This window comes from Amaricoccus tamworthensis (assembly GCF_049800875.1).
Classification (GTDB): domain Bacteria; phylum Pseudomonadota; class Alphaproteobacteria; order Rhodobacterales; family Rhodobacteraceae; genus Amaricoccus; species Amaricoccus tamworthensis.
On sequence record NZ_JBNAFV010000001.1, the window covers coordinates 487,690 to 499,747 of the forward strand.

A 12,058-nucleotide genomic window follows, 5' to 3' on the forward strand; every position below is an offset into this window, starting at 1 on the left:
AGGGTGCCTCCGGAACTGCCGCGCAGACTAGACTTTCGATGGCGAAATGTCAGGGCCAAACAGGAGCCAGATGGCAAATATTTCCTCCCCCAGCGCCGATGCGATCCTGACATGGTATGACCGCAACGCCCGCGATCTGCCGTGGCGGGTGCCGCCCCATGACAGCCGCGCGGGCGTTTTGCCGGACCCGTATCACGTCTGGCTGTCGGAGGTGATGCTGCAGCAGACGACCGTGGCGGCGGTGACGCGGTATTTCCTGGATTTCACCGGTCGCTGGCCGCGGGTGCAGGACCTGGCGGCTGCGGAGGATGAGGCCGTGATGGGGGCCTGGGCGGGGCTGGGGTATTATGCGCGGGCGCGGAACCTGCTGAAATGCGCAAGGATTGTCAGCCGGGACCTGGACGGGCGGTTTCCGGACACGGAAGCGGAGCTTCTGAAGCTGCCGGGGATCGGTCCCTACACGGCGGCGGCGATTGCGGCGATTGCCTTTGGGCGGCAGGCGGTGGTGCTCGACGGCAACATTGAGCGGGTCATGGCGCGGGTCTTCCGGGTGGAGGCACCCCTGCCCGGCTCGAAGGAGGAGTTGCGCGGGCTGGCGCGGGGGCTGACCCCGGTTGAGCGTGCGGGGGATTATGCGCAGGCGGTGATGGATCTGGGGGCCACGATCTGCACGCCGCGCAGTCCGGCCTGTGGCATCTGCCCGTGGATGGAGAGCTGCGAAGGGCGGCTGGCCGGTGTGGCGGAGACCCTGCCCCGCAAATCGCCCAAGGCGGTGAAGCCGGTGCGGTTCGGGGTCGCGTATCTGGGCATTGGGCCGGAGGGTGCGGTGGCGCTGGAGACACGGCCGGAGAGCGGGCTTTTGGGCGGGATGCTGGGCCTGCCGGGAACGGAATGGCGCGAGGATGTGCCGGAGGATGTGCATCCGTTGGAGGCGGATTGGCGGGAGGTGCCGGGCGAGGTGCGGCACACATTCACGCATTTTCATTTGCGGCTGAAGGTTTTGGTCGGGCGGTTGGACGCCCTGCCCGGCGACCGGCTGCGGTTTTATCCCGGCGATGATGACCTGCCGGAGCGGCTGCCGACGGTGATGCGCAAGGCGCTGCGGCTGGGGTTGTCGGCGGTGGAGGACGGCTTCGTCGAACGGGCCTGACGAGAATCGGGTCTGGGGCGGGATACCGATCGCGGTGCCAAATTTGTGGGCATGGGATGCGGTTTCTCACGCGCGGAAAGCGTTGAAAATTTGCCCGCTGCATATTGATTTTGCAGAGCGGTCGGGATTGGCCCGTTCCGGGGGCGGGATTATTGACGGGGCTCACGCTTCAAAATTAGCCTGAAAAATGGTACGGTGATTTTGGCCGCACAGGTCGCGGCCGCTTCCAGGGGGGAGGTCGAAACATGAAGAATGAAGTCGCGGGTTGGTTTTCCGGACTGACGAACAAGCAGCGTGAGATTGCCGCTGATCTGAGGCACCTGGTGCTGACGAAGGGTCAGGGCATGCGCGAGGATTTCAGGTGGAACCAGCCCTGTTATTACCACGGAAATTCGATGGTCTGCTGTCTGCAGAAATCGAAACGCCATGTGGCGCTCGGGTTTGGCAAGGGTGCGGAGCTTGGCGATCCGGAGGGGCTGCTTGAGGGTGACGGGAGCCGGATGCGGTATGTCAAGGTGCCTCTTGGCAAGCGCCCCAACGGCGTGGCGGTGGGGCGGCTGGTGAGCCGGGCCCTGGAACTGGACAACCAGGACTGAGCACGCGGGTCAGGCGGCGGTGAGGATCAGCGGTTCAATGCCGCGAATGCCGGTGAAGCCGAGCGTATTTGGCGGCGGCGCGGCGAAGCGCAGGCCGGGCCAGCGGCTGGTCACGGCGATCAGAAGTTCCTCCATTTCCGCGCGGGCCAGGTGCTCACCGAGACAGCGGTGGGCACCGAGGCCGAAATTCAGCGATAGTTTTGGCTGGTCGGTGCGCTGGATGTCGAAGCGGTCGGGCGCGTCATAGACCGCCGGATCCCGCTGGGCGGAGAGGATGGAAAGCGCGACGAAGGTGCCGGATGGAAGGGGGATGCCGCCGATTTCCATTGGGTCGACAACTACGCGACCGATGGAGCCCACCGGAGGTTCGAACCGCAGGGATTCGAGCACGGCACCTTTTGCGAGACCTGGGTTGGCGCAAAGGGCATCCCACTGGGACGGGTGCTGCAGGAGCAATGACAGGGTGGAAGTGACGCCGAAGCGGGTGGTGTCGCTGCCAGCGAGGATGAGCGTCACGATCTGGATGACGGTTTCGGCATCGGTCAGGTCAGGGTCCTCGCCTGCCCGCGCGATGTAGTCGGTCAGGAAATCGTCGCGGGGCCTGGCGCGGCGGTCCTCCAGAAGGTTTTGCACGTAGAGCGTGAGATCGTGGGCGGCTGCTTCGATATTTGGGAAGTCCGCTTCACGAAAGGCGGTAAGCCCACGGGACATGACCTGAACCCGTTCGGAAAACCAAGGGGCGTCGTCCGGCGGGGCGCCGAGAATTTCACCAATCAGGCGGGAGGGCAGCGGTGCTGCGACCTGTTGCAGGAAGTCGAATTGCGGTTCGTCGTCGAGCCCCTGAAGGATTTCGGTGACAAGTGCACGAATGCGGGGGCGCCATGCCTCGATCAGGCTGGGGAAGAAGGATTTGGCCGCCGGGCGTCGTCTGCGGCTGTGAAATGGCGGATTGGACTGAAGCATGGAGGCCGCGAAGAAGCCGTAGAGGTCGCCATTTGTGATGCCGCGCATGGTCAGGGGTTCGGTCTCCATCTGACGGGTGCGGGCGTCGGTCATGAGGGTGCAGACATCGGCATGGCGCGTTGCCAGCGGCAGGTCTCCACCAAGGTTGATGAGGGCCGTGCGGGCGCGGTATTTGGCGAAACCGGCATGGGGGTCGGGGCGAAAATCCGCGACCTCGGCATCCAATATTCCGGCCTGCGGCTGTGCGGTCGTGGGCATGTGCGCTGTCCTCAAAGCCCCGGAAGATGTTGGGTAGCACGGTGAGCATAGCACGGATTGGGCCGCGCGTCGCCCTGTGGTCGCCCTGGCGTGTGTGTCCCCGCCCCTGTCAGGGCGGGGCAGTCGCCTGGTCTAGAGGATGAAGTCCCAGCTTTGGTAGGCACTGGCGTCGACGGCACCGTCGTCGATGATGATGGCAAGTTCCATGATGTTGTCCCCATCCACGTTGCCCCAGATCACGGTGCGGTCGTCACCGGGATAGGAGACGTTGTTGGTGGCAAAGAGCGTGCCCGCGCCGTAGGTGGCGCCCTGGGCCGTGGTCATGTCGCCACGGAAGGTGAATTCGTCATCGGTGCCACCGTAAATTGCGTCGATGCCGGACAGGTCGATGACGTCGCCGCCCCACCAGCCCGCTCCCTCAAAATCGAGGATCGTGTCGGGGGAGCTGAAATTGTAGTAGTGGCCGGTGGATTCGTGTTCGCTGTCGAAATCGAACACGTCAGCGCCACTGCCGCCGCGCAGGTCATCGGCGCCGAAGCCGCCATAAATGGTGTCATTGCCGGAACCGCCGGAGATGTAGTCGTCACCGTCGCCGGTCCTGATGATGTCACTGCCGTCCTGGCCATAGGCCCGGTTGTCACCGTCGCCGAGGTCAATCTCGTCGCTGCCGGTGCCGCCCCAGCCGGTGTCGTTGCCCGCACCGCCGGAAATGTCGTCGAAACCTTCGCCGCCATACATCCAGTCGTCGCCGTCCTGACCGAGGATGACATCGTCGCCATCATCGCCGTAGATGACGTCATTGCCGTCGCCGCCTTCCATGGTGTCATGGTCGGCACCGCCATACATGAGGTCGTCACCGGTATTGCCGCGCAGCAGATCGTTGCCGTCGCCGCCCTTCACGGTGTCATCACCGCTGCCGCCGGCGACAAGGTCATTTCCGGCACCGCCGCGCACGAGGTCGTTGTCCCCGCCGCCATAGATTTTGTCATTCCCCTGGGCGCCGAAGATGTCGTCCTCGCCGTCCTTGCCGAGGATGATGTTGGCGTCGTTGTTGCCGGTCACCGTGTCATTACCGGTGCCGCCGTGGACATTCTCGAAGTTGACGAAGCTCTCGCCCGCCCAGTTGGTCTGGCCGGTGAAGAGGTTGAGGCTGTAGTTCCAGCCGCCGACACCAATGTCGATCAGGTCGATACCATCGCCGCCGTCGAGCGTCTCGTTGACGCCGTTGCCGACGAACATGATGTCGTCACCGCTGCCACCGCGGTAGAGGCCCGCGCCGCTGGAATGGATCTCGTCGCGTCCGCCGCCGCCGTTGACGTCCTTGGTGCCGTTATGACCGACGATGGTGTCGTTGCCGCCCCCGCCGCGGAGCGTGTCATTGCCACCGGCGCTGGTGATGTAGTCGTTGCCGCTGTCGCCATAGGCGCGGTCGTTGCCGCCGCCGGTCCAGATGTCATCATTGCCGGAACCGCCGCGCGCGAGGTCATGGCCCGAGCCTGCGAAGACCTCGTCATGTCCGGAACCGCCGAGGACGGTATCATTGCCGCCGGCTCCGTCGAGATAGTCGTTGCCGCCGTTGCCGCGGATGGTGTCCGATCCGTTGCCGGGAGTGGATCCCGGGGGGTTGCTGCTTACGTCATCCGTTACAAAACCTGGTGCAATTGTATTTCCGGAATTGTCTCCGTTATAAACACCCATTTATTTACTCCTTCACAGTAATAAAATTGGATTTCAAAATAAACCCGAACTCCAGTAACTCTTAATTTCCCGCGACCGGAATACACGGTGCGGAATAAGGTTTACTGCCGTTGTTTTATCAGGCCAGGAGTTTTTTCAATGTGAGGTATTTTATAGAAATACACGATTGTTTAGGTCCGCGACCTGCCATGAGTGACTCATTTGACGTTCGTATGCTGATTTCAGGTCCCGGCGCATCGCGTATGCCGGCTCAGGTTTTGAGCGACCGTTTACGGGCGGCGTTTTCGCGGTGGAAGACGAAAGCGGACGAACCGACGATCAGGGTGGCACCGGCAATGGTCCAGATGTCGGGCACCTCCGCGAACAGGAAATAGCCAAGAATGGTTGCGTGGATCAAACGGGTGTATTCCATGTTACCGATGACGCTGGCTTCGCCGAGACGGAGTGAGCGGACGCCGAACCACTGGCCTGCCGTGGCGATTACGCCCATGGACAGGAGGAGTATCCAGCCCTCAAGGTCCGGCGTGGTCCACAACCACAGGAGTGGAACGCCGGAAAGCAGGCCCACAAACAGGGACTGGTAGAACAGGAGCGTGGCGGTTGTTTCGGTGCCTGCAAGCCTGCGTACGGACGTGACGGCGACCCCGCCGCCCATTGCTCCCACCACCGGAATGAGAACGTGCCAGTCGAGCAGACCGTTGACGCCCGGGCGCATGACGACGAGCACGCCAATAAAGCCTACGATCACGGCGGAAAGGCGGTATGGCCCCACCGGTTCCCGGAGCAGCAGGAAAGCCAGCAGCGTGGTGAAGAACACCTGGGTGAAACCAAGTGTGACGGCCGTGGTGAGCGGCAGAACGGTGACCGCCCAGATGCCGCAGGACATGGCCACAAACGCGCCGGCAAGTCGGATAAAATGCGCGCCCGGGCGTTTGGTCCGCAGACCCTGCGGGTAGAACTTCGCAACCTCCGGAAGGGAGGACAGCAGGACGGTGACCTGTCGAAAGAACAGAATTTGCAGCACGTGATAGTGGACCGCCGCCACCTTGGCGAGCGCCACCGCCGTGGCAAAAAGGGCCACGGCCAGAAGCGCCCAGAGCAGGCCCCTGGTATTGTCCGACACGGGAGAAGGTTACTCCGATCTAATATATCAGTGTTGGTCGCATATATGCCGGGTGGCGTAAAGGACGGAGGCGCGCTTGCCATTGAGTGAAAAAGATGTGAACATAACAGGAACAAAACCGGTTGATCCTCCATGTTCCACACACGTCACACGCCGAAGGCCAAAGCCCTGTCACATGCTCCTGGTGTAGATCTTGCCTTGGCGCGGACCCATGAGGTCTGTGGTCCGTCGCGGCGGCTGTTTGCGGTTCTGACAGCGGGGAAGATGACGGGGCCGGTGTTGTGGCTGCGGATGATGTGGAATGTCGACCGGCTGATGGGGGACGGGATACGTCCCTTTCTCGACCCTGGGCGGGTGGTGTTTGGGGAGGCCAGGACGCCGATGGAGATCCTCTGGGCCGCTGAGGAGGCGCTGCGCAGCGGGCTGATGCCGCTGGTGGTGGCGGATCTGCCCGGGCCGCCGGGGCTGACGCCGGTGCGGCGGCTGCATCTGGCGGCGGCGACGGGGCATGAGGCCAGGGGGAACGCGCCGATGATGCTGCTCCTGACGCCTGGCTGGGGTGGCGCGCCGGGGATCGAGACGCGCTGGCACATGGCTCCCCGGCCCGGCTGGGCGCGGGATGGCAAACCGAGGTGGAAGCTGTCGCGCACCCGGGCGCGCATGGCCCCCGAACAGTCGCGTGAGATGTGGCTGGAGGACGGGCAGATGCGGTTTGAAAAAGGCTGGACTTGATTGCCAGGTCAAAACCCGTATCCAACAAAGGAGCGCGGGATAAGGTGACGGGGCATGATACGGACGGGCATTTCCATATATGTTGAGGCCGCCCGACGGGTTTGGGACCAGTGGCTGCGCTATCTAACCACCCATGTGGCGGCCACGGCGCTGGCGGCCCTTGCGCTCTGGCCGGTTTTTGCGATGGTGTCGGGGCATCTGGTGCGCCTGTCGGGGAGCAGTACGCTGACCGATCTTCAGATCGCGCGATTTTTTGTCTCGCCACTGGGGCTTGCGGTGATGCTGGCGATTGGAACCGCACTGATCACGGTGACGGTGTTCGAGACCGCGACGATGATGGCCATCGACATGGCCGACCGGAAGGGGCAGCGGGCCGGGCCGATGCCGGCGGTGCGGTTTATCCTGCGGCGCATTCCGGTGATTTTACGATTTGGCATTTATCTGTCGGTGCGGGTTTTGCTGATGTGTCTGCCCGCGCTCCTGGTGATGGGGGCGGCCGGGTGGTTTCTGCTGACCGGGCATGACATCAACTATTACCTGACCGTGCAACCTCCGGAGTTTTGGGTTGCGGGGGCGATTATTGGGCTCACGGCGGTTGTGGCGGCGGTATTTATCATTCGCAGGCTGATCACCTGGGCGCTGGCCCTGCCGCTGACGCTGTTTGCGCGGATGGGCGCGCGGGCGGCATTTGGGCGCAGCGAGTACATCATTGCCACGCGCAGACCGGGGGTGGCCCCGGCGATGATTGCCTGGGGGGTGGTGTCGTTTCTGATGGCGTCGGTGACCTCCGCCCTGCTCTATTTTGTGGCGAAACTGATCATCCCCGAGATTGACGGCTCAATGGATCATCAGGCGCTTGCGCTGATTTGCGGGTCGTTGATCTGGATTGTGATCAATACGCTGTTGCAGGCGTTTAACAACGCCACGCTTGCGCTGAGCCTCAATGTCCTGATGGCGCGGGGCAGTCCGGAGCTGGTGGCGGAGGCGGAGGCGCCGAAAAGCGCGCATGGAAGTGTGCAGTCGAAGCTGAGCTGGGCCGTGATTGCCGTACTGGCGGGATCGGCGGGGCTTGGGGCTATTGCGGGATTTCCGCTGTTCCTGGAGCGGATTACCACGCCGGACAGTGTTGAGGTGATCGCCCATCGCGGTGGTGCGGCGAACGCGCCGGAGAACACGATGGCGGCGATTGAGGGCGGGATTGCCGATGGGGCGGACTGGCTGGAAATCGACGTGCAGGAACTCGCGGACGGGACCGTGGTGGTTATCCACGACCGGGATTTCATGCGCCAGGCCGGAGAGCCGGTGGAGGTCTGGCAGGCGACGCCGGAGGATATTGAGGGGTTCGATATCGGAAGCTGGTTCGGGCCGGAATTCGCAGGCGAGCGGGTGCGGACGCTGGAGGATGTCCTGCTTGCCGCCAAAGGCCGGGCGAAGGTCCTCATCGAGCTGAAATACTACGGTCATGCGGTGCGGCTGGAGGAGAGTGTTGCAGAGATCGTGGAAGCCACGGGGATGACGGACAGTGTTGCCGCGATGTCCCTGGACCGGGCTGGCGCACTGAAAATGAAGGAGCTGCGACCGGAGTGGCAGGTGGGGCTTCTGACCGCGCAGGCGATTGGCGACCTGACGCGGGTGGACCTGGATTTTCTGGCGGTGAATGCGGGGATGGCGAACCGGTCCTTCATCAACCGGGCGCATTCGGCGGGCAAGCCGGTTTACGTCTGGACGATCAATGACCGGGCGGCCATGTCGCGGATGCTGTCGCTTGGGGTGGACGGGCTGATCACCGACCGGCCCGCGCTGGCGCGGCAGGTGCTGGAGGAGCGGGAGCAGCTCGACATCATGCAAAAGGTCGCCCTGATTGTGGGCGACCGGTTGGGTGTGACGGACTGACGCCCGGTTTTACTGTACGATGAATTCCGCGTGGAGCGCGCCGGCGGCCTTGATCGATTTCAGGATGTCGATCATGTCGCGGGCGGAGACACCGAGCGCGTTGAGGCCCGCGACCACGTCAGGCAGTGAGACGCTGTCCTCGACGATGGCGAGGCCGTTGCCCGGATCCTCCTCGATCTCGGCATTGGTGCGCGGGATCACAACGGTTTCGCCGTCGGCAAACGGGTTGGGCTGAACCACAAGCGGTGCTTCCTCGACCCTCAATGTCAGGGAACCCTGGGTGACGGCCACGCGGGATATGCGGACGTCGGAGCCGAGAATGATGGTGCCGGAGCGCTGATCCACCACGACGCGGGCGCGGGTGGAGGTCAGGACCTCGATGTTTTCGATCTGGGCCATCAGCTGTGCGGGTTCGTTCACGCCGGCCGCGCCCAAATCCAGTTCCACCGTGCCGGAGTCGAGCATGCGGGCGATGCGGACGCCGAGATCCTGGTTGATCGCGGCCTCCATGCGGGCGGCGGTGGTGAAGTCCGGGTTGCGCAGGGCCAGACGGATATTGCGCATCTGGGTGAAGTCGAACTCCACCTCACGCTCAATGCGGGCCCCGGCCGGGATAAGACCGGCGGTGGGCACACCCTGGGTCACGGTTTCGGCCTCACCGCCCGCGGTCACGCCACCGGCGATGATCGACCCCTGGGCCACGGCGTAGATCTGGCCATCCGCCGCATTGAGCGGGGTCATAACGAGCGTACCGCCCATGAGGCTTTCCGCGTCACCGATGGCTGACACGGTCACGTCGATCTGGGAGCCCGCGCGGGCAAAGGGCGGCAGGGTAGCGGTCACGAGAACCGCAGCCACGTTCTGGGCGCGGATCTGTTCACCTGTCACGTTCACGCCCAGCCGTTCCAGCAGGTTCATGATCGCGTCTTCAGTGAAGGGCGAGTTGCGCAGGCTGTCGCCGGTGTTGTTCAGACCGACGACAAGGCCGTAACCGAGCAGGTCGTTGCCCCTGACCCCGTCCATTTCGACCAGGTCCTTGATACGGGCGGGCGAAGCGGCGGCAGGCGTCGTCACGCCGGACAGGAAGGTCACGGCGATCAGTACGAGCAGTCCAGGAAGGGGATTAAGGCGCATGACCGTCCATTACATGTAGTTGGTGAAGCTGATTGAGGCGAGACGCGCGGTAACGATGAAGGCCGCATCCAGCTGGGCTTCCAGTGCCTTGAACTCGGCAGCGGATTCGGTTTCATCCTTGCCGATGTGGCCCAGGCGGGTCAGTTCCAGTGTGGTGCGTTCGGCGGTGTTGCGGGATTTCGCGTCCTCGATCTGCTCCTGCTGGGTGCCGACCTGGGCGCGGAGGTTCAGTACCCCCTGCTTGGCGGAGAGCATCTGTTCGCCGGATTCGCCCATCATCGCCTTGATGTTGGCGGAATCACCCGCGAAGAGGCCGCCGGCCACCACCGCGGAGATGGCATAGGCCTGTAGCATTGCGACGACCTCTGGCGTGTCACCGCGAATTCCAAAATCAAGGCGGTCGCCTTCGGCAAGCTCGATCTCGGCCATGTTCTGGTCGGAGCCGAGATAGGCGTTGGTGTAGTAGTCGCCCGGGCCTGCCGCGTCGAAATAGGTCTCGATGAGGCCGATGGCCGTTGCGGCGTCGGGTGCGCCGGCAACCAGCGTGTCAAGCTCGGCGAGGATAGTCTCACCCTTCTCCATCGCGACACTCGACACGGCCATGCCGCCGAAGATCGTGGCGCCGTTGGCCTGAGAGTTCAGCATGCTGACGGCATTGGCGAAGTCGATACGGGCCTCGTCGGCGTGAAGCTCAAGCTGCGCGACCGGGGCGCTGCCCGCTGCGGCGAGCATGTCGACCGAGAGGTCCTCGGCGGCGAGCTGGATGACCTCGAGCGAGTTCTGCGCGATGGTCAGGCGCTGCTCGGACACGGTGATGTTGCGCGAAAACGCGTCGTTGCGGTCGAGCGCGCGTTCGATCGCGTAGAGTTTTGCCTTGTTGCCGCCGGATGCCTCGTAGAGGTCGGTTTTCAGGCCGCTGGAGAGCTCCTTGCCGACGCGGACCAGGTCATTCTGGATCGCGTTGGTGCGGGACTGCATCGCGTTCATGCGCGCCAGTTCGGTGGATCCGCTGATAAACATCCCGTTATACTCCCAGTAGAAGCTGCATTAACTCGTCGAGAACCGACAGAACCTTGGCGTTGGCCGCGTAGGCTTCCTCAACAACCATTAGTCTCTGCAACTCATGGTCGGTATCGACGCCAATGATGTTGATCTCGTTCTCGGCAAGGGTCTCGGAAAGACCGTTGAGATAGGCGAGATCGGAATCCGCGCGGTAGGCCTCACCGGCGAAATATGAGGCGATTTCCCCGGCGAAGGCGGAGGAGCTGGCCGCGTTGGTCTGAAGCGCGAAGCCGGTCGGCGTGCGGGCCACGGCAAGGGCGTCGGACATGGCCTCGATGTAGTCACCGAAGCCGGTCTCGCCCTCAACGGCGGCGCCAAGGCCATCGCGGATGCGCCAGACCTCTCCGCCCTGGGCGGGGTCAACGGCCGCGTTGATTTCGATGCGGTTGGACATGCCAACAGCGACACCGGTGCCGGCGCTGTCGACGAAGAGGCCCTCGCCGCTTCCATCAAGGAAACCGGCGGGCATGAGGTCGCGGAAGCGCTCAATGAGGTCGACCGCATAGGCGTCGATCTCGCCCTGGTATTCGGGAACAACCGAATCGCGCAGCTCAAACAGTGCGCCGAGCGAGCCGCCATCAAGCAGGCCGCTGCCGGTTCCGGCGGCGATGTCCTCAAAACCAATATTTGCGCCACGGTCCTGCTGCAGATAATTGAGGGCGACCCCGACCTGCATTTCCGTGGTGACACCACCGGCTTTAGGCTCAAAATTGAGCTCATATACTTTACCGTTTAGCAGAACACCGCCGTTGGAGGAGTAGACGGCGACCTGATTTCGGTCCTGCCTTACTACGCTAACCGGAATAATTGTAGCGATTTCATCAATTTTACGGTCGCGCTCATCCATAAGGGCATTGTAGTCGCCCCCGGTGTTGGTCATGTGGACGATCCGGTTGTTCAGATCGTCGATGTCATGGAGGGCGGCGTTCACCGTGTCGACCTGGCGGGCGATCTCAAGTTCCGCGTCGGTCCGGATCGAATCGTTCTCTGCCGAAATGGCGTTCAGGCTGTTCACGAGGTTCTGGGCCGCCTGGACGGTGGCGGCCTGTTCGGTCGCGGACTGGGGGGTGCTGGCGAGCGTGATGAGGTTGCTCTCAAGAGCGTTGACCATTTCGCCGAGCGAGCCTTCGGCTCCGGGCTCGCCGACCACGTTGAGCATCCGTTCCCAGGCTTCCGAGATCGTGTGGCTTGCACCGAGCGGCGCCTCTACGGCGCGCCGCTCGGCTGTCATGCGGACATGTTCGGCACGGTTGGTGCCGTTGATGCCGACCCCTGCCCCGTATCCGTTGATCACGGTGGATGTCAGGTCCACCTCCCGGCGGGCAAAACCCTCAGTCAGGGCATTGGCAACATTGTCCGAAATGCCGTCCACGAGACGGGCATTGGCCCGAAGGCCGGACGATGCGTTCAACAGCGCTGTATTAAGACTCATGGGTTTTGGTCCTTTCG

At 63.2% G+C, this 12,058-nt stretch carries 10 protein-coding genes; 4 read left to right on the forward strand and 6 right to left on the reverse strand.

The window, feature by feature from the left end:
• The first annotated feature begins 70 nt into the window (after nt 1-70).
• The gene (locus ACP15P_RS02370; protein WP_424926888.1) at nt 71-1,150 is read left to right on the forward strand and encodes an A/G-specific adenine glycosylase; all 1,080 of its coding nucleotides are present in this window, start codon (nt 71-73) and stop codon (nt 1,148-1,150) included.
• Between the two features lie 245 nt (nt 1,151-1,395).
• Complete coding sequence (locus ACP15P_RS02375) at nt 1,396-1,746, forward strand: DUF1801 domain-containing protein (RefSeq protein WP_424926889.1); 351 nt, start codon at nt 1,396-1,398, stop codon at nt 1,744-1,746.
• Nucleotides 1,747-1,755: 9 nt separating this feature from the next.
• On the opposite strand, the gene ACP15P_RS02380 is transcribed toward ACP15P_RS02375, so the two are convergent.
• From ACP15P_RS02380 to ACP15P_RS02390, 3 genes are all read right to left on the reverse strand, one after another.
• A complete protein-coding gene (locus ACP15P_RS02380) occupies nt 1,756-2,967 on the reverse strand; it encodes a cytochrome P450 (protein ID WP_424926890.1) in 1,212 nt (403 codons plus the stop codon).
• A 132-nt stretch (nt 2,968-3,099) separates the two neighbouring features.
• The gene (locus ACP15P_RS02385; protein ID WP_424926891.1) at nt 3,100-4,665 is read right to left on the reverse strand and encodes a calcium-binding protein; all 1,566 of its coding nucleotides are present in this window, start codon (nt 4,663-4,665) and stop codon (nt 3,100-3,102) included.
• A gap of 250 nt (nt 4,666-4,915) precedes the next feature.
• A complete protein-coding gene (locus ACP15P_RS02390; RefSeq protein WP_424926892.1) occupies nt 4,916-5,788 on the reverse strand; it encodes a DMT family transporter in 873 nt (290 codons plus the stop codon).
• A 132-nt stretch (nt 5,789-5,920) separates the two neighbouring features.
• Here ACP15P_RS02390 and ACP15P_RS02395 point away from each other — a divergent pair, with 132 nt between their 5' ends.
• Entirely contained in the window at nt 5,921-6,520 is a 600-nt protein-coding gene (locus ACP15P_RS02395; protein ID WP_424926893.1) for an ImuA family protein, read from the forward strand.
• 54 nt (nt 6,521-6,574) lie between these two features.
• Entirely contained in the window at nt 6,575-8,413 is a 1,839-nt protein-coding gene (locus ACP15P_RS02400) for a glycerophosphodiester phosphodiesterase (protein ID WP_424926894.1), read from the forward strand.
• Between the two features lie 9 nt (nt 8,414-8,422).
• Here ACP15P_RS02400 and ACP15P_RS02405 read toward each other — a convergent pair whose 3' ends face one another.
• The 3 genes from ACP15P_RS02405 to flgK are packed head-to-tail and all read right to left on the reverse strand — an operon-like array spanning nt 8,423 to nt 12,041.
• On the reverse strand, nt 8,423-9,547 hold the full coding sequence (locus ACP15P_RS02405; protein WP_424926895.1) for a flagellar basal body P-ring protein FlgI: 1,125 nt from the start codon (nt 9,545-9,547) through the stop codon (nt 8,423-8,425).
• A 9-nt stretch (nt 9,548-9,556) separates the two neighbouring features.
• Nucleotides 9,557-10,567, reverse strand: coding sequence for a hypothetical protein (locus ACP15P_RS02410; protein ID WP_424926896.1), 1,011 nt, complete (start codon nt 10,565-10,567; stop codon nt 9,557-9,559).
• 4 nt (nt 10,568-10,571) lie between these two features.
• Nucleotides 10,572-12,041, reverse strand: a complete 1,470-nt coding sequence (gene flgK, locus ACP15P_RS02415) for a flagellar hook-associated protein FlgK (RefSeq protein WP_424926897.1) — start codon at nt 12,039-12,041, stop codon at nt 10,572-10,574.
• Nucleotides 12,042-12,058 lie beyond the last annotated feature (17 nt).

What these genes read in the sequence shown, in the direction of transcription:
- ACP15P_RS02405 (WP_424926895.1), bottom strand. Translation starts at nt 9,547, where the DNA reads ATGCGCCTTAATCCCCTTCCTGGACTGCTCGTACTGATCGCCGTGACC.
- ACP15P_RS02395 (WP_424926893.1), top strand. Translation starts at nt 5,921, where the DNA reads ATGTTCCACACACGTCACACGCCGAAGGCCAAAGCCCTGTCACATGCT.
- ACP15P_RS02410 (WP_424926896.1), bottom strand. Translation starts at nt 10,567, where the DNA reads ATGTTTATCAGCGGATCCACCGAACTGGCGCGCATGAACGCGATGCAG.
- ACP15P_RS02370 (WP_424926888.1), top strand. Translation starts at nt 71, where the DNA reads ATGGCAAATATTTCCTCCCCCAGCGCCGATGCGATCCTGACATGGTAT.
- ACP15P_RS02400 (WP_424926894.1), top strand. Translation starts at nt 6,575, where the DNA reads ATGATACGGACGGGCATTTCCATATATGTTGAGGCCGCCCGACGGGTT.
- ACP15P_RS02380 (WP_424926890.1), bottom strand. Translation starts at nt 2,967, where the DNA reads ATGCCCACGACCGCACAGCCGCAGGCCGGAATATTGGATGCCGAGGTC.
- ACP15P_RS02385 (WP_424926891.1), bottom strand. Translation starts at nt 4,665, where the DNA reads ATGGGTGTTTATAACGGAGACAATTCCGGAAATACAATTGCACCAGGT.
- ACP15P_RS02375 (WP_424926889.1), top strand. Translation starts at nt 1,396, where the DNA reads ATGAAGAATGAAGTCGCGGGTTGGTTTTCCGGACTGACGAACAAGCAG.
- flgK (WP_424926897.1), bottom strand. Translation starts at nt 12,041, where the DNA reads ATGAGTCTTAATACAGCGCTGTTGAACGCATCGTCCGGCCTTCGGGCC.